Source organism: Agrobacterium sp. DSM 25558, from assembly GCF_900100825.1.
In the GTDB taxonomy this organism is placed as follows: Bacteria; Pseudomonadota; Alphaproteobacteria; order Rhizobiales; family Rhizobiaceae; genus Agrobacterium.
This window is the reverse complement of the sequence record NZ_FMUD01000003.1, coordinates 1-25,187: the sequence shown is the minus strand read 5'-3', so window position 1 is coordinate 25,187 and position 25,187 is coordinate 1. Positions and strand designations below refer to the sequence as shown.

At 56.5% G+C, this 25,187-nt stretch carries 27 protein-coding genes and 2 tRNA genes; 17 read left to right on the top strand and 12 right to left on the bottom strand.

The window, feature by feature from the left end; genetic code table 11:
- The first annotated feature begins 77 nt into the window (after positions 1-77).
- Positions 78-1,097: a class I SAM-dependent methyltransferase gene (locus tag DSM25558_RS03790; protein ID WP_077101957.1), complete on the top strand. Its 1,020-nt coding sequence runs from the start codon at positions 78-80 to the stop codon at positions 1,095-1,097.
- Here the strand turns inward: DSM25558_RS03790 and DSM25558_RS03785 are convergent, their stop codons facing one another.
- Entirely contained in the window at positions 1,098-2,042 is a 945-nt protein-coding gene (locus DSM25558_RS03785) for an AEC family transporter (RefSeq protein ID WP_077101956.1), read from the bottom strand.
- Positions 2,043-2,390: 348 nt separating this feature from the next.
- Here DSM25558_RS03785 and DSM25558_RS03780 point away from each other — a divergent pair, with 348 nt between their 5' ends.
- On the top strand, positions 2,391-3,383 hold the full coding sequence (locus DSM25558_RS03780) for an adenosine kinase (protein ID WP_077101954.1): 993 nt from the start codon (positions 2,391-2,393) through the stop codon (positions 3,381-3,383).
- Here the strand turns inward: DSM25558_RS03780 and DSM25558_RS03775 are convergent.
- Positions 3,376-3,912, bottom strand: coding sequence for an SH3 domain-containing protein (locus DSM25558_RS03775; RefSeq protein ID WP_077101952.1), 537 nt, complete (start codon positions 3,910-3,912; stop codon positions 3,376-3,378). The two genes, DSM25558_RS03780 and DSM25558_RS03775, sit on opposite strands and share 8 nt — an antisense overlap.
- Before the next feature lie 184 nt (positions 3,913-4,096).
- Here DSM25558_RS03775 and DSM25558_RS03770 point away from each other — a divergent pair, with 184 nt between their 5' ends.
- Positions 4,097-5,101, top strand: coding sequence for a 2-hydroxyacid dehydrogenase (locus tag DSM25558_RS03770; RefSeq protein ID WP_077101950.1), 1,005 nt, complete (start codon positions 4,097-4,099; stop codon positions 5,099-5,101).
- 6 nt (positions 5,102-5,107) lie between these two features.
- Here DSM25558_RS03770 and DSM25558_RS03765 read toward each other — a convergent pair whose 3' ends face one another.
- The 7 genes from DSM25558_RS03765 to DSM25558_RS03735 form a co-directional block, all read right to left on the bottom strand.
- Positions 5,108-5,578 carry a GNAT family N-acetyltransferase gene (locus tag DSM25558_RS03765; RefSeq protein ID WP_077101948.1) on the bottom strand — a complete coding sequence of 157 codons (471 nt, stop codon included), beginning with the start codon at positions 5,576-5,578 and terminating at the stop codon, positions 5,108-5,110.
- On the bottom strand, positions 5,578-6,339 hold the full coding sequence (locus DSM25558_RS03760; RefSeq protein ID WP_077102318.1) for a molybdopterin-synthase adenylyltransferase MoeB: 762 nt from the start codon (positions 6,337-6,339) through the stop codon (positions 5,578-5,580). The genes DSM25558_RS03765 and DSM25558_RS03760 overlap by 1 nt, the downstream gene beginning before the upstream one ends.
- Before the next feature lie 40 nt (positions 6,340-6,379).
- Positions 6,380-7,504, bottom strand: coding sequence for a DNA replication/repair protein RecF (gene recF / locus DSM25558_RS03755; protein ID WP_077102316.1), 1,125 nt, complete (start codon positions 7,502-7,504; stop codon positions 6,380-6,382).
- A gap of 96 nt (positions 7,505-7,600) precedes the next feature.
- Positions 7,601-8,230, bottom strand: coding sequence for a nucleoside triphosphate hydrolase (locus tag DSM25558_RS03750; RefSeq protein ID WP_077101946.1), 630 nt, complete (start codon positions 8,228-8,230; stop codon positions 7,601-7,603).
- Positions 8,227-9,009 (bottom strand): ATP-binding cassette domain-containing protein, encoded by a 783-nt coding sequence (locus tag DSM25558_RS03745; RefSeq protein ID WP_077102314.1) that lies wholly within the window; start codon positions 9,007-9,009, stop codon positions 8,227-8,229. Before DSM25558_RS03745 ends, DSM25558_RS03750 begins: the two co-directional genes overlap by 4 nt.
- 11 nt (positions 9,010-9,020) lie before the next feature.
- On the bottom strand, positions 9,021-10,085 hold the full coding sequence (locus tag DSM25558_RS03740; protein ID WP_077101944.1) for an ABC transporter permease: 1,065 nt from the start codon (positions 10,083-10,085) through the stop codon (positions 9,021-9,023).
- A gap of 134 nt (positions 10,086-10,219) precedes the next feature.
- On the bottom strand, positions 10,220-11,242 hold the full coding sequence (locus DSM25558_RS03735) for a sugar ABC transporter substrate-binding protein (protein ID WP_077101942.1): 1,023 nt from the start codon (positions 11,240-11,242) through the stop codon (positions 10,220-10,222).
- Positions 11,243-11,505: 263 nt separating this feature from the next.
- Here DSM25558_RS03735 and DSM25558_RS03730 point away from each other — a divergent pair, with 263 nt between their 5' ends.
- On the top strand, positions 11,506-12,738 hold the full coding sequence (locus DSM25558_RS03730; RefSeq protein WP_077101940.1) for an ROK family transcriptional regulator: 1,233 nt from the start codon (positions 11,506-11,508) through the stop codon (positions 12,736-12,738).
- Positions 12,739-12,820: 82 nt separating this feature from the next.
- Here DSM25558_RS03730 and DSM25558_RS03725 read toward each other — a convergent pair.
- Positions 12,821-12,910 (bottom strand) — tRNA-Ser (locus tag DSM25558_RS03725).
- A 233-nt stretch (positions 12,911-13,143) separates the two neighbouring features.
- On the opposite strand from DSM25558_RS03725, the gene DSM25558_RS03720 reads away from it, so the two are divergent.
- The 12 genes from DSM25558_RS03720 (at position 13,144) to DSM25558_RS03665 (ending at position 24,096) form a co-directional block, all read left to right on the top strand.
- Complete coding sequence (locus tag DSM25558_RS03720) at positions 13,144-13,461, top strand: hypothetical protein (RefSeq protein WP_077101937.1); 318 nt, start codon at positions 13,144-13,146, stop codon at positions 13,459-13,461.
- Between the two features lie 70 nt (positions 13,462-13,531).
- The gene (msrA, locus tag DSM25558_RS03715; protein WP_077101935.1) at positions 13,532-14,182 is read left to right on the top strand and encodes a peptide-methionine (S)-S-oxide reductase MsrA; all 651 of its coding nucleotides are present in this window, start codon (positions 13,532-13,534) and stop codon (positions 14,180-14,182) included.
- A gap of 304 nt (positions 14,183-14,486) precedes the next feature.
- A complete protein-coding gene (locus DSM25558_RS03710) occupies positions 14,487-15,479 on the top strand; it encodes a BMP family lipoprotein (RefSeq protein WP_077101933.1) in 993 nt (330 codons plus the stop codon).
- 83 nt (positions 15,480-15,562) lie between these two features.
- Positions 15,563-17,068 carry an ABC transporter ATP-binding protein gene (locus DSM25558_RS03705; RefSeq protein WP_077101931.1) on the top strand — a complete coding sequence of 502 codons (1,506 nt, stop codon included), beginning with the start codon at positions 15,563-15,565 and terminating at the stop codon, positions 17,066-17,068.
- 19 nt (positions 17,069-17,087) lie between these two features.
- Positions 17,088-18,191 carry an ABC transporter permease gene (locus DSM25558_RS03700; RefSeq protein WP_077101929.1) on the top strand — a complete coding sequence of 368 codons (1,104 nt, stop codon included), beginning with the start codon at positions 17,088-17,090 and terminating at the stop codon, positions 18,189-18,191.
- A 6-nt stretch (positions 18,192-18,197) separates the two neighbouring features.
- Entirely contained in the window at positions 18,198-19,169 is a 972-nt protein-coding gene (locus DSM25558_RS03695; RefSeq protein ID WP_077101927.1) for an ABC transporter permease, read from the top strand.
- 3 nt (positions 19,170-19,172) lie between these two features.
- On the top strand, positions 19,173-19,562 hold the full coding sequence (locus DSM25558_RS03690) for a cytidine deaminase (RefSeq protein WP_077101925.1): 390 nt from the start codon (positions 19,173-19,175) through the stop codon (positions 19,560-19,562).
- 11 nt (positions 19,563-19,573) lie between these two features.
- A complete protein-coding gene (locus DSM25558_RS03685; RefSeq protein WP_371479407.1) occupies positions 19,574-20,362 on the top strand; it encodes a purine-nucleoside phosphorylase in 789 nt (262 codons plus the stop codon).
- Position 20,363: 1 nt separating this feature from the next.
- Complete coding sequence (gene deoC, locus DSM25558_RS03680; protein WP_077101921.1) at positions 20,364-21,137, top strand: deoxyribose-phosphate aldolase; 774 nt, start codon at positions 20,364-20,366, stop codon at positions 21,135-21,137.
- A gap of 5 nt (positions 21,138-21,142) precedes the next feature.
- Complete coding sequence (gene deoA, locus DSM25558_RS03675; protein ID WP_077102312.1) at positions 21,143-22,453, top strand: thymidine phosphorylase; 1,311 nt, start codon at positions 21,143-21,145, stop codon at positions 22,451-22,453.
- An 81-nt stretch (positions 22,454-22,534) separates the two neighbouring features.
- Complete coding sequence (gene coaBC, locus DSM25558_RS03670; protein ID WP_077101919.1) at positions 22,535-23,740, top strand: bifunctional phosphopantothenoylcysteine decarboxylase/phosphopantothenate--cysteine ligase CoaBC; 1,206 nt, start codon at positions 22,535-22,537, stop codon at positions 23,738-23,740.
- Positions 23,737-24,096 (top strand): MmcQ/YjbR family DNA-binding protein, encoded by a 360-nt coding sequence (locus tag DSM25558_RS03665; protein ID WP_077101917.1) that lies wholly within the window; start codon positions 23,737-23,739, stop codon positions 24,094-24,096. The genes coaBC and DSM25558_RS03665 overlap by 4 nt, the downstream gene beginning before the upstream one ends.
- Before the next feature lie 83 nt (positions 24,097-24,179).
- On the opposite strand, the gene DSM25558_RS03660 is transcribed toward DSM25558_RS03665, so the two are convergent.
- Complete coding sequence (locus DSM25558_RS03660) at positions 24,180-24,539, bottom strand: hypothetical protein (protein ID WP_077101915.1); 360 nt, start codon at positions 24,537-24,539, stop codon at positions 24,180-24,182.
- 146 nt (positions 24,540-24,685) lie between these two features.
- On the opposite strand from DSM25558_RS03660, the gene DSM25558_RS03655 reads away from it, so the two are divergent.
- Positions 24,686-24,925 carry a hypothetical protein gene (locus DSM25558_RS03655; RefSeq protein ID WP_143240011.1) on the top strand — a complete coding sequence of 80 codons (240 nt, stop codon included), beginning with the start codon at positions 24,686-24,688 and terminating at the stop codon, positions 24,923-24,925.
- A 46-nt stretch (positions 24,926-24,971) separates the two neighbouring features.
- Here the strand turns inward: DSM25558_RS03655 and DSM25558_RS03650 are convergent.
- Positions 24,972-25,048: transfer RNA gene (locus DSM25558_RS03650), tRNA-Met, on the bottom strand.
- Positions 25,049-25,187 lie beyond the last annotated feature (139 nt).

The following is a 25,187-nucleotide window of genomic DNA, read 5'->3' as shown; positions in this document are numbered from 1 at the left end:
GGCGGCTTGCGCTATCCGATATCGAGGCGCGGGCTTTTCCCCGCGCCTTTTTTCTATTTGACCTTAGGAACCACCCCATGAGCCGTGACGCCGTTAAAACCCTGTTCCATCCCTTCGCTGCGCAGATGCTTGACGCACCCGGTCAAGGGGAGCGCGTATTGTTTCTCGGCGCGGAAGCAGGCGCGCCGCGTCTGGAAGGCTTTGATGCCACGATTACCGCAGTCCAGAGCCAGCGCCCGCTTTACCGGGCATTGCAGGCACAAGGTGCCGAGGTCACACCTGACCTTTCTGGCGAGGATTTCGACAGCGCACTCATCTTGTGCGGCAAGCATCGTGGTGAAAATGAAAACCGGGTTGCCGAAGCTCTGAGCCGTGTGAAAGCCGGTGGCATGGTCGTAGCTGCTGGTTCCAAGGAAGATGGCATCGCCACCCTGCGCAAGACCCTGTCGAAACTCGGCATCGAAGCAGATTCGACACCCAAATATCACGGCGTTGCCATTTGGTTCAAAAGACCGGAAGAGGTTTCAATGACCGTTTCCAAGCTCAAGCAGGAAATTGCCACGATCGAAAACCGCTTCACGGCCCTGCCCGGCATGTTCTCGCATGACCGTGTGGATGGTGGCTCGGAACTTCTGGCCTCACGTTTCCCTGCTGATTTCGATGGCAATGCAGCAGACTTCGGCGCGGGCTGGGGTTATCTCTCCGTCATGCTGGCTGAAAAATCGCCGCGCACGGCGCGCATCGATCTATTCGAGGCTGACTGGAACGCTCTCGAATACGCAAAAACCAACATGCTGGAAAACTGCCCGCGTTTGCCGACACGTTTCTTCTGGCAGGATCTGGCTGCAGAGCCGCCGAAGGAAAAATACGACCTTATCATCATGAACCCGCCATTCCACGCAACCGGACAGGCCTCTGAGCCGGCTCTTGGTCAGGCGCTGATCAAAACTGCCGCAACGGCTTTGCGAAGCGGCGGCAAGCTATTGCTGGTTGCCAATCGCGGCATGCCCTATGAGACGGTTCTGTTGACGGACTTCCGTTCCAGCCAGGAAGTGTGCCGCAACTCGCGCTTCAAGGTGCTGAGCGCGCAGAAATAATCAACTGAGAAACCACGCCCAAAACGACACGGTCAGCACCCCGAATAAGGTGGAAATGCTGATCGTGGAGGCGGCAATGCTGTGGCCGATGCCGAAGCGGTTGGCCAGCAGCCAGGAATTGATACCTGTTGGCACGCAGGACGTCAGAACCAGTGCTGCCGTCCATGCCGGGCTCAAGCCTAATGCATGGGCCGTCAACCAGACACAGGCTGGCATGAGCACCAGCTTGAAGGCCGTCATCGTCATGGCGATGCGCAGATTGCCGCGAATGGGATATTTGGTGAGCGCCATACCAAGCGAAATCAACGCCGCCGGTCCCGCCATCCCGGCAATCTGATCAATGACCGTCGTCATCACAGTGGGCATCGGCACGCTTATCATGTTGAAGCCGAGCCCCAGCACAAGCGCAATCACCAGCGGGTTCTGTGCCAGATTGCGCCCAACCTGCTTCAAGACGGTGAACATGCTGCGCTTGTCTCCGCCCGTGACTTTGTGGGTCGCATTCTCCATCAGAATAGTCCCTGCAATCATCATGATGGGCAGATGCACCACCAGAAGAATGGAAATGGCAACGATACCTTCACTGCCGATGGAGCGACCGACAAGTGGCAGGCCGATGAAGATATTGTTGGCAAAGGCCGATGAGATGCCAGCGATGACGCCGACCCGCAGATCCTGTTTGAACACATGGCGCGTGACCAACTGTCCGGCCGCCCAGGTGATGGCGACACCGGTAAAGTAGGTAAGCCAGAGTTTGAAGGGTGACGCACCGTGAAAATCGGCGGCCGCCAGAGTGCGAAAAATAAGTGTCGGGACCGCAATCTTGAATACGAAGTCGCTCAGGACGTCGCCAGCTTCCGCCTTGAAGAGCTTCGCTTTGACCGTCAGCCAGCCAATCAGGATAAGAAGAAAAATCGGCGCGACATTGACGGCGACAGCATACATGGGGGAGGACTTTCGCGGGCCTTGCAGGGGTGCGTTCGGTCTAACGCATATGGCACAGGCAAACAAATGATTTTGCCTTGCTTGCCGCAATCGGACAGCAACGAAAAAGAGAGCAAGAAAAAAGCGGGGTTGCCCCCGCCTTCATCCCGCACGCCGCGCCAGTACATCCGTGGCACAGCGACGCGCATTCTATAACAATCCTCCATGACAGATGCATGACGCGGAAAATTAACGACAAGGGTGTGCCGACGCCCTCCAGAATGCGGTTTTGGCTTTTCATGTCGGCAGAAATCTTTAAGACCGAGTTCTGGATAACGCATCGTTCGATGCGGTTCGGACGAGAGGCACATGACAAAATTCGACGTACTGACCGTTGGCAACGCCATCGTGGACATCATCTCCCGCTGCGATGACGCTTTTCTCAATACCAATAGCATCACCAAGGGCGCAATGAACCTGATTGATGCCGAGCGTGCCGAACTGCTCTATTCGTTGATGGGCCCAGCTTTGGAAGCCTCCGGCGGCAGCGCTGGCAATACGGCAGCTGGTATCGCCAACTTCGGCGGACGCGCGGCCTATTTCGGCAAAGTGGCCGAAGATCAGCTCGGTGAGATTTTCCAGCACGATATCCGTGCCCAGGGCGTTTATTTCGAGACCAAACCGGAGGGCACATTCCCGCCGACAGCACGCTCAATGATTTTCGTCACCGAAGACGGTGAGCGCTCGATGAACACCTATCTGGGTGCCTGCGTCGATCTCGGGCCCGAGGACGTCGAACCCGAAGTCGTCGCCCAATCAAAGGTTACCTATTTCGAGGGTTACTTGTGGGACCCACCACAGGCCAAGGACGCCATTCGTGATTGCGCCAGGATTGCCCATGAAAATGGCCGCGAAGTCTCGATGACGCTATCGGACAGTTTCTGCGTCGGTCGTTACCGCGATGAGTTTCTCGATCTCATGCGCTCCGGCACCGTCGACATCGTTTTTGCCAACAAGCAGGAAGCGCTCTCGCTCTACGAGACCGACGACTTCGAGCTGGCGCTGACGAAGATCGCTGCCGATTGCAAGATCGCGGCCGTGACCATGAGCGAAGAAGGTGCGACCATCGTTTCCGGCACAGAGCGCATTAAAGTCGAGGCCTACCCGGTTTTTGACGTGGTGGACACGACGGGTGCTGGCGATCTTTTTGCGTCCGGCTTTCTCTATGGCTACACGCAGGGCCGTTCGCTGGAAGACAGCGGAAAGCTCGGATGCCTGGCGGCAGCAGCCGTCATTCAGCAAGTAGGCCCACGGCCCATGTCATCGCTGAAAGCACTGGCAGAAAAGCACGGCCTTATTTAAAGGCCTCGCCGGGATAAGCTCCCCAAATTTCGCCTTGAGATACCCAGCCGGTCACCTGACCGGCATGGGCCCGGCACCAGTCGCCATTGCACTCGCCAATGCTGATCTGAACGCCTGGCTCCAGCCGGGCAATGACGGCGGCCCCGGACTGCGCTTCGCGGCGCATGTTCACGAAGACGTCCTTGCCTTTGCCACGCATCCACGGCGCAGCCACAGCCGTTCTCTCGCCGGACAGAAGCGCCTGGTTGACCCAGCCTTCGGTGCCATCCGCATCGCGAATGCGCCGCCAGTTTTCGTATTCCTGGATAATCTCTACCGGCATGCCCGATTTCATGTACATCCACGACACGGCATAATCAGTGCTTGGACCGATGCGCATGTTGACGCGACGCGACTTGAGGCTGACGAACCGTGGCAGCGGCAGGCCGCTAGCGCCCTTGGCTGCACCCTGCGCGTATGCGGGCGTGCTTGCGGCGTCGATCAAACCCAGCGACAATGCAATGCAGATAATCGAAACAATGCTACGCATGCCGGTTTCCGTTCCTTGCTTTTTAGCAATAGAGAAGTGTGATCGGGGTCATCGTTTCTAAAGGCTGCGACTGCGACATGCGAGATTTGTTTGTCTTCGTCGTTGGGTCTGGTAGAAACGCCCGTGGTGAATGAAATTATCGCTCTTTCTGGTTAATGACCTCTGAACAAGGTGCCTGCTGACGATGACGAATAAAAAGAGACCTTCCGTCTATTTGACACGCAAATTGCCGGATTTGGTCGAAACCCGCATGCGCGAGTTGTTCGACGCGGAACTGAACATAGAGGACGCCCCGCGTACGACGGCGCAACTGGTTGCAGCGATGCAGCAGGTGGATGTTCTGGTGCCGACCGTCACAGACCGAATCACGGCAGAGATGATTGATCAGGCTGGCCCGCAACTGAAACTGATTGCCGGTTTTTCCAACGGCATCGACCACATCGACGTGGATGCGGCGGCTCGCAAAGGCATTACGGTTACCAACACGCCGAACGTGCTGACCGAAGATAGCGCCGATATGACCATGGCCCTCGTTCTCGCCGTTCCGCGCAGACTGGTGGAGGGCACCCGTGTGTTAGCCAACGGTTCCGACGAATGGAGCGGCTGGTCGCCCACGTGGATGTTGGGACGGCGTTTGTCCGGCAAGCGCATTGGTATCGTCGGCATGGGACGTATCGGCACCGCCGTTGCGCGCCGCGCCAAGGCATTCGGCCTGTCCATCCATTATCACAACCGCAAGCGTGTGAACCCGGCAACGGAAGCAGAGCTTGAGGCGACCTATTGGGACAGCCTCGATCAGATGTTGGCGCGGGTCGATATCGTCTCGGTCAACTGCCCCTCGACCCCCGCTACCTACCATCTGATTTCCGCCCGCCATCTGGCGCTGATGCAGCCGACGAGCTACATCGTCAACACGGCACGCGGCGATATCATTGACGAAGCGGCGCTCATTCGCTGCCTGATGGACGGCAAGATCGCCGGTGCAGGTCTGGATGTTTTCGAAAACGAACCGGTCGTAAACCCAAAGCTCATCAAGTTGGCTAAAGAAGGCAAGGTTGTCCTCCTGCCGCATATGAGTTCGGCCACCATCGAAGGCCGGATCGACATGGGTGACAAGGTCATCATCAACATCCGCGCCTTCTACGATGGCCATCGCCCGCCCAACCGTGTGTTGCCGGGGCGTAGCTGAAGAGTTTCAGCCCAGGCGTTTGGTCATTTCGATAGAGGTGATGCTGTCATAGCCTGGGTGGGAGTTTTCAGCAGTTTTGGTAAAACCCCATGCCGAAAACCGCTGATGGTTTCCAGTCAGCTCGATGCGCGTTTCCAGCCGCAACGCCGCGAAACCCAAGCTGGAGGCAATGTCCTCGGCCCTGGCGAGCAGTGCGCGTCCCACGCCTTTTCCTTGCGCGGTCGGAGAAACCGCAAGCTTGCCGACATACAAGCTTGTTGCTTCCGGTTTGCAGAAAATACAGCCCAACAGGTCTTCACCATCAAGCGCTGCAAAGGCAATTTCGTCCGTCGCTTTCTGCTTTAAAGTTTCTGATGTCAGGCGATGCGCAGATGACGGAGGATCGATGACGCCATCCATGTAGGCGAAAGACGAACGGATCAGCGCCAGCAGTTCATCGAAGCGCCCCAAGCTTTGTCCTATTCTCACGATATCCATTACGCCTTTTCCTGTCGGCGCTTGTAACGAACCGTGTCGAAGCGGCATTCCAGCGCATCGTATAGAAGCAAGCGCCCCAACAGCGGCTCGCCTGTCTGCGTGATAAGTTTGATCGCTTCCATCGCCATGATCGTGCCGATAACGCCGGTCAGCGCTCCAATGATACCGGTTTCGGCACAAGACGGCACCACGCCCTGCGGCGGGGGCGTTGGGAACAAATCCCGGTAGCCGGGTAATAGCACGCCCTCGGGGCCTATCTCATAGGGTTTGAGAGCCGTCACGGAACCATCGAATCGACCCACTGCGCCCGTCACCAGCGGCACTTTGGCTGTCTCTGCCGCATCCGCTGCGGCATAGCGGGTATCGAAATTGTCGGAGCCATCGATGACCAGATCGAAGGACTTCAGATGATCATGTGCCCAGACAATAGAGAAGCGCTCTTCGAAATGGATTGTCCGCACGTGCGGGTTGAGTCGCGCGATAGACCGACGCGCGCTTTCGGTCTTCTGCTCGCCAATCGTGCCTGTATCATGAATGACCTGGCGCTGGAGATTGGATAGAGAGACGACGTCATCATCAATGATGCCAAGCGTTCCGACGCCTGCCGCCGCCAGATAATAAAGAACCGGCGCTCCCAGACCGCCCGCACCGATAACCAGCACTTTCGCCGCTTTCAGCCGCTGCTGCCCGACGCCGCCGATTTCCGGCAACAGGATATGTCGTTTGTAGCGTTCGATTTCCTCTGGGCTCAAGGGATCCAAAATCGCGTCTCCGGTGATTTTTAAGAGGATGTAAGCATTATCATCCGATGCTTCCATCGGAAACGTTGAAAAACTGTGCCCTGTCCTGCAACCCTGAAAACATCGATGCATCCGTTCCGGTCATGAAGCTTTGACCTCCCAGTGCGTGAATGAGATCAAACAGTGCGGCGCGGCGGCCTTCATCCAGATGGGCAGCGATCTCATCCAGCAACAACACCGGCGCATGGCCCGTCATATTGGCTGTCAATTGTGCATGAGCCAGGATCAAACCAACAAGCAGAGCTTTCTGTTCACCCGTGGAACAGCGGCCAGCATCCATATCCTTTTCAGCATGGCGGACGTAAAGGTCGGCACGGTGCGGCCCATCCAGCGTGCGCCCGGCACCGGCATCGCGATAACGATTGTCCTTCAACAGCGCGAGATATTCATCCTCCAAATCGACGGCGGGGCGGTGAAATTCGCCGTCCATGAATCCGGACAACGTTAGCAAAGCGGTCGGGAAATTCGCATCATTGCCACGGCTCTCGATCAGCGCTCTCAACAGGCCCAGCATCTCGTGACGCGCAACGGCCATGGAAATGCCGAGTTCGGCCATTTGCTTTTCGATGCCTTCCAGCCAGACCGGATCGAAACGTCCGTCTGACAACAGGCGATTGCGGCCACGCATGGCTTTTTCGAAATCACTGGCACGGCGTCCATGACTGGGATCGAGTGACAAAACCAGCCGGTCGAGAAAACGACGGCGGTCAGACGACGAGCCGGTGAAAAGCCCGTCCATGGAAGGTGTCAGCCACAAGACACGGAGGTGGTCGGTCAATTCGTCCACGGATCTGACCGGTGTCCCATTCAGCCGCAGCCGGCGGGAAAGAGCCTCGCCTTCGCCCTCGACACCGGTACCAATCGCGACGTCGCCATCCATGCCGGTGACTTCAGCAAAGATCGAAAAGCCGATGTTTTCCGCACCCACCTGGGTAACATCGGACAGGGTCGCACGACGCAAACCCCGCCCCGGCGACAAAAAGGAAATCGCCTCTAGCAGGTTGGTCTTGCCGGAACCATTATCGCCCGTCAGCACAACATGCCGCTGGTCCAGACGCAATGAAGCCTCCGCATAATTGCGAAACGCGTTCAGTTTCAACCTTGTGAGGAAAACCTTGGCAGTCATGCCGCATCCAGAATCGTCATGGATCATGACCTACAACATACGCTGAAAAATCGGAATCAAATTTCACCAATCGAGCGGGACAAGGAGCAGAAACCCCTACTCCCAGATGTCGATCTTGATGTCCGCCTCTTGCGAATTCTGAACCACGCGTTTGCCATTCGGCAGATCGTTTTCATAGAGTTTTGCGGCAATGCCAGCGTCGTCCAGCCCGTATCCGATCCAGCGATCTCGTAAACGCTGCTCCAGAACCTCGACGGTCGGTCCGACGAAAATGGAAAAATCGAAGCTGTTTTTCAGTCGCACCCATGGCTCCTCATTCAGCAGAAGATAGTTGCCTTCCGCCAAAATGAACCGTGTTTCAGAAGAGACGGAGCGTGCGGATGCAATGGCGATTTCCCGCGAGCGGTCGAAGACCGGTACCAGAACGTCCTGATCCGCCTTTCGCACCGCGGTTACGATATCAAAGAAACCGCGCACGTCGAACGTTTCAGGAGCTCCCTTGCGGGAGAGAAGGCCGCGCTCACGTAAAATGCCGTTGTCCATATGGAACCCGTCCATGGGCAGAACTTCGGCTTTTTCGCTACGCTTGATCAGTTCGCTGTAAAGTGCATCGGCCAAAGTGGATTTGCCGGCCCCTGGGGGACCGGCAATGGCGACGATGAAGCGGGAATGTCCCGACGCGCGCTGCAGGATAGCGTCGGTCAGCGTACCGAGTGTCATAGTCATGCGGCCATAGTTTCCCTTGGAGGCTCCTTGGCACCCGTCATGAAGGCAACCGCATCCGACATCGTGAATTCCTTCGGGTTTATGACGCAGAGACGCTTTCCAAGCCGGTGAATGTGAATGCGGTCTGCGACTTCAAACACATGCGGCATGTTGTGCGAGATGAGCACGATGGGCATGCCACGGGAGCGAACGTCCAGAATAAGCTCCAGCACGCGCCGGCTTTCCTTCACACCCAGGGCCGCCGTCGGCTCATCCAGAATAACGACCTTGGAGCCGAAAGCCGCAGCTCTTGCAACGGCCACACCCTGACGCTGGCCACCCGACAGGGTTTCCACCGACTGGTTGATGTTTTGAATGGTCATCAGCCCGAGTTCGGAGAGCTTGTTGCGGGCGAACTTGTCCATGGCCGCATGGTCGAGCTTGCGCAGGACCGTGCCCATAAAACCCGGTTTTCTGAGCTCACGCCCCAGGAACATATTGTCCGTGATCGACAGGGCAGGTGAAAGCGCAAGGTTCTGATAGACGGTCTCGATGCCAGCATCGCGGGCTTCGAGCGGCGTTTTGAACTGCACTGGCTTGCCATCCAACCTGATCTCGCCTTCATCAGGACGCACAGCGCCCGACAGAGCCTTGATCAGCGAGGATTTTCCCGCACCATTGTCGCCGATGACGGCAAGGATTTCGCCCGGATAGAGATCGAAATCCGCATTGTCGAGAGCGGTCACGCGGCCATAACGCTTGACGAGACCATGGGCGGAAAGAATGGGTTGCTTGGTCATATCAACAGTCATCACACGCCTGCCTTTCTGATCCATTGGTCAATTCCGACGGCGGCGATGATCAGCCAGCCGGTCAACATGACTTTCCATTGCGGGTCTGCACCGAGCATGTTGAGACCCATGGACACGACACCTACCAGCATCGCGCCAAACAGCGTGCCGAGAATGGAACCGCGCCCACCGAACAAGGAGATACCGCCGATAACCGTCGCCGTAATGGCCTGAAGGTTATAGTCGGTCACCGCAGCAGACGGTGAAATCGAACCGTTACGACCGATAGCGACCCAGGCGGCAAAGGCTGCGATAACGCCGGCAACCGTATAAACACTCAAGAGAACCTTGCGCGTCTGAATGCCGGACAGTTTTGCCGCCTCGGGATCATCACCCACCGCATAGACGTGGCGACCCCATGCCGTGTGATTGAGGACGTACCAAAGAAAAGCGACCAGCAGGACCATGGCAATCACGCCAAGCGTGAAGATTGCGGTTCCAACACGAAAGTTCGTGGCAAAGATATGAAGCAGCGGCGCACTCTGCGCCACATCCGCGTCACGTATCGTCTCGTTTGCGGAATAGATGAAATTCGTCGCCATGACGATATTCCATGATCCCAGCGTGACGATGAAGGGAGGCAATTTGACAACCGCGACAAGGAAGCCGTTGAAGAAGCCGCACAATCCGCCAACCACAAAGCCTGCGAGGATCGCAATGCCTGTCGGCAAGCCGTAGGTGACAGCAAAATTGCCCATGACGACGGATGAAATGACCATCACGACGCCAATCGAAAGGTCGATACCGGCGGTCAGAATGATCAGCGTCTGTGCTGAGCCCAAAATACCGACGACGGCAATCTGCTGCAGAATGAGCGTCAGCGTATAGGAAGAAAAGAAGCGCCCGCCGATGGTGAGACCAAAGATGGCGACCGACAATATCAACACGATCAGCGGCACCGCCGCAGGGGTCGAGTGCAGGAAGTGCTGCGCGCGTTTAAAGGGTGAAATCTTTTGCTGGTCGAAGGAAGCGACATTCTTGTCGCTTGAATCCAGCACTTTCTCGAATTCCTGTATTCCGCTCATGTTTCCTCCTGCCGCCCGCCAGCACAGCCATTCAAGGCGCCCGTTATTGAGCCGGGTAATCTGACAGCGAAATCTTTGGGACGGAACCGGCCGGGATTTGGTCCCGGCCAGCGCGCGTTAATCGATAGAGGCTATTAGCCCCAGCACTTGGCAAGGCCTTCCTTGACGCTGATGGCTGGCACGCCGGAAACCGGCTTGTCGGTAACGAGCGAAACGCCCGTGTCGAAGAACGACTTGCCTTCGGTTGGCTTTGGCTTCTCACCCGTGTCGGCAAACTTCTTGATCGCTTCCACGCCCAGCGCTGCCATCATCAGAGGATATTGCTGAGATGTCGCACCGATCACGCCGTCCTGAACCGATTTCACGCCGGGGCAACCGCCGTCAACGGAAACGATGAGCACGTTCTTTTCCATGCCGACAGCCTTCAGGGCCTGATAAGCGCCAACAGCAGCAGGTTCGTTGATGGTGTGAATGACGTTGATGCCTGGATCCTTCTGGAGAAGGTTTTCCATAGCCTTGCGGCCGCCTTCTTCATTGCCGTTGGTCACATCATGGCCAACGATGCGTGGATCGACTTCATCGCCGATTTTGTTCGGGTCTTTCGGATCGATGCCGAAGCCGATCATGAAGCCCTGGTCACGCAGAACGTCGACGCTTGGCTGGTCAGGCGTCAGGTCGAGGAAGCCGACTTTAGCGTCCTTCGCCTTGTCGCCCATCGTTCCCTTTGCCCATTCGCCGATCAGCTTGCCCGCGAGCAGGTTGTCCGTTGCGAACGTCGCATCTGCAGACGCGATTGGGTCAAGCGGTGTGTCGAGCGCGATGACGAGAATGCCAGCGTCGCGGGCCTTCTTGATGGTCGGGACGATGCCCTTGGTGTCGGATGCGGTAATCAGGATGCCCTTTGCGCCATCGGCAATGCAGGACTCGATCGCGGCAACCTGGCTCTCGGAGTCGCCATCAACTTTACCGGCATAGGATTTCAGCGTAACGCCGAGTTCCTTGGCCTTGGCTGTCGCGCCTTCCTTCATTTTTACGAAGAATGGGTTCGTGTCCGTCTTGGTGATGAGGCAGGCCGAAGTGTCGGCAGCGGATGCGACAGATGCAAAAGAAACGCCAAGCGCAAGCGCGCCGAGAAAGGCGGAAACGGTGCTTTTCATGTAGTCCTCCCAGTGATGAGTGCTTCTTGTCGAAGCGACTTTTGCGGCCCTTCTCCTCCTAGATCGGGTGCCACTGGCGCAGATGGAAACATCAAAACTGCACCCTGTCAATAAATAAATCCAATTGAATTATTAATTTGTTGTGGCATTTTATGATTTTCGTAACCATTGAAAAGTGTGTTTGGAGGCACTGCTTTTCGCAAACATGGTGGTTCCGAAGTGCAGATACTGGCGGCTTAAATGTCGTCATCGGGAGGAAAAGAATGACACGCTCAGCGGAAGCCACCCGGCACGCGCCAGCGAATGTGCCGGATCTGAGTGGCGGGGCCAATCAGGTTCGCGTGCGCGCCTATAATGAGCGCCTCGTTCTCTCCCTCGTGCGTCGGCACAGCGGCCTTTCGAAAGCGGAAATCGCCCGCAGAAGTGGCCTTTCGGCACAAACCGTCTCCGTCATCATGCGCTCGCTGGAAAGTGACGGACTGCTCATTCGCGGCGAACGCTTGCGCGGTAAGGTCGGCCAACCGTCTACGCCGATGAGGCTGAACCCGGATGCGGTGTTTTCATTCGGCGTCAAGATCGGCCGGCGCAGTGTGGATCTCGTCCTGATGGATTTCGTCGGCCGGATCAGGCTAAAGTTGCGCAATACCTACCCCTACCCCATGCCCGAGTGGATATTGCCGTTTTTGATCAATGGAATGGCGGAGCTGGAAGCACGCTTGACCCCGGATGAACGCGAGAGGATTGCCGGTATAGGCATCGCAGCGCCCTTCGAAATGTGGAGCTGGGCAAAGGAAGTTGGTGCGCCACAAAAGGAAATGGATCGTTGGCGCGGCGTGGATCTCAGGGCCGAAATCGCCAATCAGGTTAGCTACCCGGTTTTTCTCCAAAACGATGCCACCAGCGCCTGCGGTGCAGAACTGGTTTTTGGCCTAGGCCAGAACTACCCTGATTTTCTCTATGTTTTCATAGGATCGTTCATCGGAGGAGGCGTCGTGCTGAACTCCGCCCTGTTTTCCGGGCGAACCGGTGCTGCGGGTGCCATCGGGCCCCTTCCCGTTCAAGGGCGCGATGGCTCCACCGTTCCGCTGCTCAAGATCGCCTCTATCTTCGTTCTGGAAGACATGCTGCGTGAAAACCACATCGACCCCAAACCTCTGTGGTTTTCCCCTGATGACTGGGTCGATTTCGGCGAGCCGCTGGAACGCTGGATACAAAATACGGCCGCAGCCCTTGCGCAGGCCGTGCTCGCCGCAGCCTCGATCATCGATTTCGCATCAGTCATCATCGACGGCGGTTTTCCGGGCTGGGTCCGAACGCGCATCACCGATGCGACCCGTAAGGCTTTGGATTTGCACGATCTTCAAGGGGTAGTGGTGCCCGAAATACTGGAAGGTGCCGTCGGCAGCCAAGCGCGCGCCATCGGAGGAGCAAGCCTGCCACTCTTCTCACGGTACCTTCTGGACCAGAATGTTCTTTTCAAGGAAACGACAGTTTGAACGAATGACACGCATCAGCCGTGTTCTAAAGAACGCGAGCCTTGCTGGGGCTGTCGGATTGTTGGTCAACATCTTGAAGGGATGGCGGACAGGGTGGGATTCGAACCCACGGTACGCTTTCACGCACACACGCGTTCCAGGCGTGCGCCTTAAACCACTCGGCCACCTGTCCGTCTAAACATCTGCATTTCGTGAAAACTGCAAATCACTGGAACGGCGCGATATATACCGATGAATTCGCAGGGATCAACCCGAATCTGACAGTTTTTTTATTTGTGCAACAATTGCTTGCTACGGATGTGGATTGCAAAGACGGTTTGGCCGCATTATCCAGAGGGTTCTCGGTCAAAACATAGCGCGCCAACCGGCCCGCGGTTTTGCGATAATCATCGGAGCGGCCATTCCATGAAAACGGTTTTCCGGTTCATCAGCTTCATAGCTCTGGCTGCGGCAGTTGGCGTCGGCATTCTGGATTCGATCCGCTCTGTCTCGACGTCATCCGTCGATTTGATGAGCACGCAGGATGCGTGGGTGAAATTTTTTCCTGCGTCGGTCACCATGGTAGAAGCCGGGGTCGCGCACTATATTCATCCTGAAGCGTGGCGTTGGGTCGAAAATGGCCTGTCGATGGTTCCGGCTTTTGCGGTTCTTCTTATCCTGTCTCTCCTGTTCTGGATGGCTGGATACAAGAAGCACAGAGCCATGGGCCGCTTTGCCGCTTGAACCGGCCACAGTCACGCACATTCATGCTGAAGCCAGAAGAGGCCCCGTTTGGGCGCGCAAGGAGACTGCAATGTTCGGATTTGATACGATGTCCAAAAAAACCGTCATGCCGACACCGGAAACCGCCTATCCCGGTCGCGATGAGCCGTTGGTGATCCCGGAACATCATTTCGTCAACGGCAATCCGTTGAAAGGCCCCTACCCGGATAATCTGGAGACGATTTATCTCGGCATGGGATGCTTCTGGGGTGCGGAACGCCTGTTCTGGCAAACACCGGGCGTGTGGGTCACAGCGGTTGGCTATGCTGGCGGCATCACACGAAATCCCACCTATCAGGAAACGACCACGGGGCTGACAGGTCACACGGAGATGGTGAAGGTCGTGTTCGATCCGGCAAAGGTTTCGCTGGCAGCATTGCTGAAGACATTCTTCGAGGAGCACGACCCAACGCAGGGCATGCGCCAAGGCAATGATGTCGGCACGACCTATCGATCCGCCATCTATACCACCAGCGACGCGCAGTTGGCCGAGGTCCAGGCCGCCCGTGATGTATTCCAGCAAGCCTTGACGGATGCCGGTCACAGACAGGCGATCACCACGGAAATTGAGCCACTAGACGTGTTTTATTACGCAGAAGACTATCACCAGCAGTATCTGGCGAAAAATCCCGGCGGTTATTGCGGCCTTCGCGGAACGGGCGTGAGCTGCAATATCAGCTAAGTCTTTGTGCCGACCAGCGGTGAGGCGAAGGTATTGCGGTTTTTTTCGCTGACCTTTGCCGCCCTCTCGGTATTGCTTATTGTTATCGCAACGTCGCCGCACTTTTTTGCGCATGTTGCTTTAGAAAACAGCAGTTAACGGTTTTTCCACTGGGTAAAAAAAACCGGATGAATTTTTCTCGCAGCCGTGCAAGGATATCCTTACGCACAGTCTAGAAAAGGCTGGCAGTTCCGCAGACATGCCCGTTTCTCGGGTTTGCGGGAGGACCCTTTAAAAAACCAAACTGTAACAACAGGGCTGCACAATGAAAAAATCCCTTCTGACGCTTTTCGCGCTGGCCGCGATGTCGGCTTCCGCTTTGGCTGCGGACATCAAGCCTGCGCTGGTCTATGGCACGGGCGGCAAATTCGACAAGTCGTTCAACGAAGCCGCTGCGACAGGCGCGGAAAAATTCAAGGCGGAAACCGGCACTGAATACCGCGATTTCGAGCCAACCAGTGATACGCAGGGTGAGCAGGCGATTCGCAACTTCGCAAGCCGTGGGTTCAATCCCGTTGTTGCCGTGTCTTTCGCATGGACGTCAGCCATGGAAAAGGTTGCAGCCGAGTTTCCCGACACCAAGTTTGTGATCGTCGATTCCGTCGTCGAGCTGCCGAATGTGCGCTCCGTCGTCTACAAGGAAGAAGAGGGTTCATACCTCGTTGGTCTCTTGGCCGGCATGGCATCCAAGACCGGTAAGGTGGGCTTCATCGGCGGCATGGACATTCCGTTGATCCGCAAGTTCGCTTGCGGTTACGCACAGGGTGCCAAGGCTGCCAACGCCAAGATCGAAGTCTTCCAGAACATGACCGGCACGACCGGTGCCGCCTGGAACGACCCGGTTCGCGGTGGTGAACTGACGAAGAACCAGCTCGATCAGGGCGCGGACGTGATCTACGCGGCAGCAGGCGCCACCGGTCTCGGCGTTCTCCAGACCGCAGCCGACAACAAGAAATACTCCATCGGCGTGGACAGCAACCAGAACCACCTGCACCCCGGCTCTGTCCTGACCTCCATGGTCAAGCGCGTCGATCTGGCTGTCTACAACGCCTTCAAGGACACCAAGGACGACAAGTTCACCGGTGGCGTTCAGTCTCTGGGCGTTAAGGAAGACGGCGTTGCATACGCGCTCGACGACAATAATAAGGCTCTGATCACGCCGGAAATGACGGCAGCTGTCGATAAGGCGAAGGCCGACATCATTGCTGGCACCGTCAAGGTTCACGACTATATGTCTGACAACTCTTGCCCAAAGTGATGTGATTATTGGAACAAGGGCGCATCGCGGCATTCGCGTTGCGCCCTTTTCATATCCAGCCTCCGGAGACATTTGGGTTGACGATGGAACCTGCGATCGAGCTTGTCGGTATCGATAAAAAATTCGGCACCGTACACGCCAACAAGAATATCAATCTCACCGTTGCCAAGGGCACCATCCACGGCATCATCGGGGAAAACGGAGCGGGGAAATCGACGTTGATGTCGATCCTTTACGGCTTCTATTCTGCCGATTCAGGTGAAATCCGCATCGACGGCAAACCCGTCAACATCAGAGATAGTCAGGCGGCCATCGATGTCGGCATCGGCATGGTGCATCAGCACTTCATGCTGGTCGAGAATTTCTCGGTGCTGGAAAACATCATGCTGGGTGCTGAAGGCGGCATGCTCCTGGCCAAGGGCACCGCGGCAACCCGCAAGGAGTTGAAGCGTCTCGAAGACGAATATGGCCTCGAGGTTAATCCCGATGCGATCATCGAGGATTTGCCGGTGGGCCTGCAACAGCGCGTCGAAATCCTCAAAGCCATGTATCGCGGTGCGGAAATCCTCATCCTCGATGAGCCGACCGGCGTGCTGACACCGGCGGAAGCCGACCACCTCTTCAAAATCTTGGGGGTGCTGCGCGATCAGGGCAAGACCGTTATCCTCATCACCCACAAGCTGCGCGAAATCATGGCCATCACCGACGAGGTCTCTGTCATGCGCCGCGGCGAGATGGTTGCCACCCGCAAGACGTCCGAAACAACAGTCGAAGAACTGGCAGAACTTATGGTCGGCCGCCGCGTGCTTTTGCGTGTAGAAAAGGGTCAAGCCAATCCTGGCGATGTTCTGTTTTCGGTCCGCAACCTCACGGTCAAGGATAGCCGTGATGTGACCATGGTGGATGATGTGTCTTTCGACGTGCGCGCTGGCGAAATCGTCGGTATTGCCGGTGTCGCTGGCAACGGCCAGTCGGAACTGCTGGAGGCCATCGCTGGCATTCGCAAACCCTATTCCGGTGAAATTCTGATGGGCGGCAAGACGGTCGACAAGGTCGATCCCGCGGTCCTTCGCAAGCTGGGCTTGGCCCATATTCCCGAAGACCGCCACCATATGGGGCTGGTGCTGAAGTTCGAGGAGTATGAAAACTCCATCCTCGGCTATCACCGCGACGAGCGCTACGGCATGGGGCCGTTCCTTAATCCAGAAGCCATCCGTAAGGATGCCGTAGAGAAGATAGAGAAATACGATATCCGCCCGCCAAATGCGAATTTGAAAACCGCCAATTTCTCGGGCGGCAATCAGCAGAAGATCGTCGTTGCGCGCGAAATCGAGCGTGATCCGAAGATGTTGATCATCGGCCAGCCGACACGTGGCGTCGATATCGGTGCCATCGAATTTATCCATCGCCGCATCATCGAAATGCGTGATGCGGGCAAAGCCATTCTGCTGGTGTCGGTGGAGCTTGATGAGATACGGTCGCTGTCGGACCGTATTCTGGTCATGTTCGCGGGCCGGGTCGTTGGAGAGAAAACGGCGGAAGCCGAAGAACAAACGCTGGGCCTGATGATGGCCGGCATCGCCGCATAAGGCAAAGGCTTTAAAGCTCATGAGTACAGCTTCCGTCCCTCTCCCCAACTGGATGTCCTACGGCCTGTTGCCGTTTTTAAACATTCTCACCGCCTTTTTCATCTCCGGGCTTGTCGTCTGGGGCATTGGAGAAGACCCCTTCGCCGCCTTGCAGCTTTTGATCGAAGGTGCGCTGGGTCGGGGTGATGCCATTGGTTTTACCCTGTTTTACACCACCAGCTTCATCTTCACCGGTCTATCGGTGGCCGTCGCTTTCCATGCCGGTCTGTTCAATATCGGTTCCGAAGGTCAGGCTTACATTGGTGGCTTGGGTGCGGCCCTCGTGGCACTCGCGCTAGACCGTTACGTGCCTTGGTATGTGACCATGCCGTTTGCAGTCATCGGTGCGGCAGTCTTTGGTGCGGCCTGGGCCTTCATTCCCGGCTGGCTTCAGGCAAAACGCGGCAGCCATGTCGTCATCACCACCATCATGTTCAACTTCATAGCTGCTGCTTTGATGGTGTATCTTCTGGTCAATGTGCTGATCGTGCCGGGCAAGATGGCACCGGAAACCCGCACCTTTCTGCAGGGCGGGCAATTGCCGAAGCTGGACTGGTTGATGGCGATGTTCGGGCTGAAGCTGGGGCCGGCACCTTTCAACGTCTCCTTCATCATCGCGCTCGTTATGGCTTTTCTGGTCTGGGTGCTCATCTGGCGCACCAAGCTTGGTTATGAGATGCGCACGCTGGGCATCAGCCCCTCTGCTGCCGTTTATGCCGGAATTCCCTATTCGCGCACGGTCATCATCGCCATGCTGATATCAGGTGGTCTGGCGGGTATGATGGCGTTGAACCCGGTGATGGGCGCGTCTGCCCGTTTGCAGGTGGAATTTGTCGGCGGCGCAGGTTTCGTCGGCATTGCCGTATCGCTGATGGGCCGCAGTCACCCGCTTGGTATCGTCTTTGCGGCGTTGCTTTTCGGAATCCTTTATCAGGGTGGTGCCGATCTCTCGTTCGAAATGCCCAACATCACCCGTGAGATGATCGTCGTCATTCAGGGTCTAGTCATCCTGTTTGCGGGCGCGCTTGAATTTATGTACCGCCCCGCGCTCGTGCGCATCTACCAGCAATTCGTGAAGAGGTAACGGCCCATGGAAACCTTCGATATGCTGGTCAGCATTCTCGGTTCGACCGTTCGTCTGACAATCCCGCTTTTGTTCACGGCATTGGCCGGGCTGTTTTCCGAACGCGCAGGCGTGTTCGATATTGGCCTTGAAGGCAAGATGTTGGCGGCGGCTTTTGCCTCGGCCTGCGTGGCCTATTTGACCGGAAACCCATGGGCCGGACTTGCCGCAGGCATTGGCACTGCGATCTTTTTCTCGCTGGTGCATGGCTTTGCCGTTATCACCAATCGCGGTAACCAGATTGTCTCAGGTGTGGCCTTGAATTTCGTTGCCGCTGGTCTGACGGTGGTTCTCGGCCAGGCATGGTTTGGACAAGGCGGTCGCACACCGCAAATCCCTGGCGAAGGTCGTTTTCCGCCCATTATCCTGCCCGGCGCTGACATGATGCGCGAAGTGCCCTTCATTGGTCCGCTCTACGCCAACGTCATTTCCGGCAACAACATTCTGACTTACCTCGCCTTTCTCGCCGTGCCGATTTCCTGGTGGGTGCTCTACCGTACACGCTTTGGTCTTCGTCTTCGTGCCGTCGGTGAAAATCCCGGTGCGGTGGATACGGCAGGCATTTCGGTTGCATGGATGCGCTTCCGCGCGGTCATCGTTGCCGGTTTTCTCTGTGGCTTTGCCGGGGCCTATCTTGCCGTCGCACAATCGGCTGCCTTCATTGCTAATATGTCTGCGGGCAAGGGTTATATTGCGCTGGCAGCGCTGATCTTTGCCAAGTGGAAGCCGGTTCCCGTGATGTTCGCCTGCCTGCTGTTCGGTTTTTTGGACGCCATGGCAAACTTCATGCAGGGCAAGGCCATTCCGGGCATTGGGGAAGTGCCGGTGCAAATTTTTCAGGCCCTGCCCTATGTTCTCACATGCATTCTGCTGGCTGGCTTCATTGGCGTTGCAAAACCGCCGAAGGCCGGTGGCGTCGCCTATTCGAAGGAGCGTTAGTCCATGTCTCATGAGCTGTTCGAAGCCGCCCGCGAGGCCATGGCCTTTGCCCACGCGCCCTATTCAAAATTCCCCGTTGGTGCAGCCATCCGCACCGAAGACGGCAATATCTACAAGGGTGCCAACATCGAGAACCTTTCCTTCCCACAGGGCTGGTGCGCGGAACCATCCGCTATCAGTGCCATGATCATGGGTGGGGCAAAGAAGATCGCAGAAATCGCTGTCATCGCTGAAAAGTTGGCGCTCTGCCCGCCTTGCGGCGGTTGCCGCCAGAAGATTGCAGAATTCGCCTCTGCCGACACGAAAATCTATCTGTGTGACGAGGCCGGTGTTCAAAAGGTCATGACCATGGAAGAGCTTTTGCCTTTCAGCTTCAAGACCGAGCTACCGTGATGGATCACGCAATGATCGACGTTCTCGTCGACAGGCTGAATGGACTTGTGCCGCGAACCGCCATCGTTTTGGGCTCCGGGCTTGGGTCTTTGGTGGATGAGGTCACAGACGCCATCCGCATTCCCTATTCGGAAATTCCCGGTTTTCCGGAAAGTGCCGTCTCCGGCCATGCCGGCGAACTGGTGGCGGGATATCTCGGCGGACAGCCCGTCATTATGCTGGCGGGCCGTGTCCACTACTACGAAAAAGGCGATGCGGCGGCCATGCGACCCGCGATCGAAGCTCTCGCAGGTATCGGCGTCCAATCGCTCATTATGACCAATTCTGCGGGCTCCGTACGGCACGACATGCCACCGGGGTCGGTGATGCAAATTACCGACCATATCAACTATTCTGGCATGAACCCGCTGATCGGCGAAGAGACCGATCGCCGTTTCGTTGGTATGACCAGTGCGTATGATGCGGAATTATCGATTGCTATGCGCAATGCCGCCATCCGTGCAACTGTTCCGCTGTTCACCGGTGTCTATATGTGGTTTTCCGGCCCGAGTTTCGAAACGCCTGCGGAAATCCGTATGGCGCGCACGCTGGGCGCAGATGCCGTTGGCATGTCGACAGTGCCAGAAGTCATCCTCGCGCGATTTTTCGGGATGCGTGTTGCCGCTGCTTCCGTTATTACCAATTACGGTGCCGGTATGACTGGCGACGAACTGAGCCATGAAGAAACCAAAGACATGGCCCCGATTGGCGGCAAACGACTGGCCGCGATTTTAACGGAAATGATTTCTGGAGGAAATTGAGATGGAACTTCAGCGCCCGCGTGAAGCTGCCGCTCTCGCCCTATCCCTGCTGGACCTCACCAATCTGAAGGAAAATTGCACTCCGGAGCAGATTGCTGCGCTGTGCCAGAAAGCGCATACGCCATATGGCAATACGGCTGCGATCTGCATTTGGCCGCGTTTCGTGGCCCAGGCCCGTGCCGCCTTTGGTAAGGACCATTCGATCCGGATTGCCACGGTCGTCAATTTCCCTTCGGGCGATCTTGATCTCGCAACCGTCGTCGGAGAAACAGAGCGTGCCATCAATGATGGTGCTGACGAAATCGATTTGGTGATTCCGTACAAAAAATTCATCGCAGGTGATGAAAATGCCGTGGCAGAGATGGTCGCCGCCGTGCGTAAGGTCTGCGTTTCCCCCGTTCTGCTCAAGGTCATTCTGGAAACCGGCGAGTTGAAAGACAAGGCTTTGATTCGCCGCGCCTCTGAAATCGCCGTTGCCGAAGGCGCGGACTTCATCAAGACGTCTACCGGCAAAGTTTCTGTCAACGCAACGCTGGAGGCCGCAGACATCATGCTGCAGGTCATTCGCGACAGCAAGAAGAAGGTCGGCTTCAAGCCCGCTGGCGGGATTGGAACGGTGGCAGATGCCACGCTTTATTTGCGCTTGGCAGAAACCATCATGCAGCCCAACTGGGCCATGCCTTCCACTTTCCGTTTCGGCGCATCCGGCGTTCTGGATGATATCGTAAATGTGCTGGCAGGTGGTGAACCGGCCAAGGCATCCAACGGCTATTGATCGCCATGATCCCGCAGGAAATTATCCGTCGCAAACGTGATGGCGAAACGTTGACGGCCGTTGAGATTACCGCCTTCATCGACGCCTTGTCCAACAACGGAATCTCCGAAGGGCAGGCCGCGGCCTTCGCTATGGCGGTTTTTTTCCGTGGCATGAGCCGGGATGAGACGATTGCGCTGACCCTTGCAATGCGCGACAGCGGCGATGTTCTTTGCTGGTCGAATATCGACAAACCCATCGCCGACAAACACTCCACTGGTGGCGTCGGTGATAATGTCTCGCTCATGCTCGCGCCGATCGTTGCGGCTTGCGGGTTGGCCGTACCGATGATTTCAGGCCGGGGGCTTGGTCATACAGGTGGCACACTGGACAAGCTGGAATCAATCCCAGGCTATAACGTCATGCCGGACGAAGCCTTGTTCCGCCGCACAGTGGCCAAAGCGGGTTGCGCCATCATCGGCCAGACGGGAGACCTCGCTCCTGCGGACAAACGGCTTTATGCCATTCGCGATGTAACGGCGACCGTCGATTCGGTGCCATTGATCACAGCCTCCATCTTATCGAAGAAGCTGGCGGCGGGGCTGAATACATTGGTGCTGGACGTGAAGTTCGGTAATGGTGCTTTCATGCAAAGCCCGGATGAGGCTGAGACACTGGCGCGGTCGCTTGTCGATGTCGCCAATGGCGCGGGCGTGAAAACATCCGCCCTCCTCACCGACATGAACCAACCACTGGCCGACGCCGCCGGCAACGCAGTCGAAATAATCCACTGCCTCGATTTTCTCCGCGGCAAGAAGTCGGGCACACGTATCGAGACACTCGTTTTTGCCCTTGCCGCCGAAATGCTGGTTCAGACTGGGCTTGTTTCAACGCTTGAGGACGGTGCAGAAAAGGCCAGAGACGCGCTGGCGAGCGGTGCGGCGATGGATCTCTTCGGCCGTATGGTATCCGATCTCGGCGGGCCGAAGGATTTCGTCGAAAAGCCGGATCGCTATATTAAATCTGCTCCGCATATCGTCCCGGTGATGGCTCCGCAGATAGGTTGGCTCTCATCGTGTCAGACCCGTGATCTCGGCATGGTCGTTGTCGAACTTGGCGGCGGGCGGAGGAAACCTGACGATATCATCGATCATCGCGTTGGAATTTCGAATATCCTGCCATTGGGAACGAAAGTAGAAAAAGGCCAGCCAATCGCGATGGTACATGCCGCAACAGAGCGAGCTGCCGAGCAGGCCGTGGCTGCGGTTTTGAACACCTATGGTTTTTCGCCAATGCCCCTCTCTGAAACTCCCATCATCCACGGTCGCATTGCTTAGAGCGGTAGAAGCTGAACGCGTGATTGCACTTTGAAAGCTGAGCGCTTAGTTTCCCCATGAAATGGAAATTGGTCCGGCATCATGGCGCTTTCAGGCAAACATATTCTTCTCATTATCTCGGGCGGTATCGCGGCTTATAAGAGCCTCGATCTCATCCGCCGCTTGAGGGAGCGAGGGGCAAAGGTCACGCCGGTGATGACACGCGGCGCGCAGGAGTTCGTCACTCCGCTTGCTGTCGGCGCTTTGTCTGCTACCCATGTGTTTACAGAGCTGTTCTCGAGACAGGATGAGCAGGACGTCGGCCATATAAGATTGGCACGGGACTGCGATCTGGTGCTCGTAGCACCTGCTACGGCTGACCTGATGGCAAAGATGGCAAACGGACTGGCCGACGATCTGGCCTCTACCGTACTGCTCGCTACGGAGCGTAAAATTCTCATCGCACCGGCCATGAACCCCAAAATGTGGAGCGCCAAGGCGACGCAGCGTAACGTCGAAACCTTGAAAATCGATGGCATCCACTTCATCGGGCCGATGGGGGGTGAAATGGCAGAAAAAGGCGAAGCTGGACTTGGCCGCATGGCGGAGCCCTTGCAAATCGTCGAGACTGTCGAAGCGCTGCTTGATGATGGGCCAAAGCCTTTGGCAGGAAAGAAAGCAATCGTCACCTCCGGCCCGACGCACGAGCCGATCGATCCGGTGCGGTACATCGCCAATCGCTCTTCCGGCAAGCAGGGCCACGCCATCGCAAAAGCCCTCGCGGCACTGGGTGCGGACGTGACGCTGGTATCTGGCCCGGTCACGATTACCGACCCGTCCAACGTAACGACTGTCCATGTTGAGCGTGCCGAAGAGATGCTAGACGTAGTGCTTGCTCACCTGCCGGCCGATATCGCCGTGATGGTGGCAGCTGTCGCTGATTGGCGTGTTGCGGCGTCCGCGGATCAGAAGATCAAGAAACACCCGGACGACCTACCGCCAGTGCTACAATTGACGGAAAACCCCGACATCCTCAAGACAGTCGGCCATCATGCGAACAGGCCAGGTATCGTCGTCGGTTTCGCTGCGGAAACGCAGGACGTTGAAACCAACGGACGTGCAAAGCTGGAGCGCAAAGGAGCCGATATTATTATCGCTAACGACGTGTCCGCCACCACCGGCGTGATGGGCGGTGACCGCAATAGCGTGAAGGTTATCTCAAAGATAGGCATACAGGACTGGCCCGATCTCGAAAAAAGTGAGGTGGCCAGACGACTTGCAGCGTTGATTGCGGAAAAAATCACATGAGCCTATTCGACCGCCAAAGCTTTGATTCGACCTTGAAAACATGGCCGGGTGTTCATTTCGTTGATCAGTGGGATTCACATGTCGCCAAGGTAGGGGATAAGGTCTTCGCCGTGTTGGGCGAGCGGGAAAATTGGCGGCTTGTCGTCAAATGCTCGGAAGAGAGCTTCGAGATTTTGACCGCCCTGGAAGGAATAGGGCAGGCCCCCTACTTCAGCAAACGCAAATGGATATCGATCTCAGACCACTCTCCGCTCGACGCATCGGAAGTGGAGCACTATGTTTTGCGGTCTTATGAATTGGTAGCAAGAGGACTAACGAAGAAACTGCGGGCCGAGCTTGGAATTGCGTCGAGCTGAAAGACATCTGCTCCAACGTGCCGGTCGCGCATAGCTTTACCCGAAGCCCTCTACTGTTTCAGGGGAAATGCTCCAAGCGGTACTTAGGCCTCCACCTTGTCGCTGACGTCATCCAGCAAAAAATGCACGACGACATATTTTGTTTGAAATGGCTTACCACTGTCGGAAATCTCTTCCTCAAATCCGCCATCCACTGGGTGCCATTTCTGATAGTGAGGATTGTTGGTGATCAGCGTTATGGCCTTGCCCGACAAACGACCTTGGACGCGGTACCGTATCTCGGCGAGTGGCCATATGCGCTCATAGTCCGCCTGCGTCAGACGCGCGCTCAATGCCTTCCGCTTGGTCACGTCCCCGTCGGGGCCTGCTGCAGGAACATCAAGTGTAACCTCCCGCGCCTCGTTCAGAATAGAATTGAATTCATCCGGCCACATCCGTCTCATAAAACGCTCCTCCCAAGCTTTTCTCCCTAAGCCAAAGAAATATAACCGGTCCCCGTCAGCAAGCAATCCCTCTCTTTGAGGGTGGGGTGGTGAACGACATGGCGGCTTCACTTCGTGACAATGTCGATAAGAAGGCTTAGCTTCGCGTGATGCTGATCGTGCGGGATCTGATCCAGACGGTGATGATGTGCAAGACCCGGGGCCGCCAGCCAGCATCCTTGCAGGTGCATGGCGACATCCCCACCATCATGGGATATTTGGAGGTTATCGACATGATTGAACAGCGTTACCTCGCCTCTGCCAAGACCGAAGTGATACCCCGGCTTGTGTCGGTTGAGATCGACACGGCTGCCCGCCGCAAAAGGCTTTTCTACGAGTATTTGTGAGGCGCTTTGTGTCTGTATTTTAAATGATCGAATTTTTGGAATTTTTTGGTTGCGGGGGCAGGATTTGAACCTGCGGCCTTCAGGTTATGAGCCTGACGAGCTACCGGGCTGCTCCACCCCGCGTTACCAGCGTAAATCCCTATGGGATTTATCGCGCCAGAGCAAACTCGCAGAGTTTGCGCCTCTACCGGCGCAAATCCACTTGGATTTGTCGCCTCTACTCGACTTTTGCCGGAGGCAAAGTGTCATCTTTTCCCGGTAT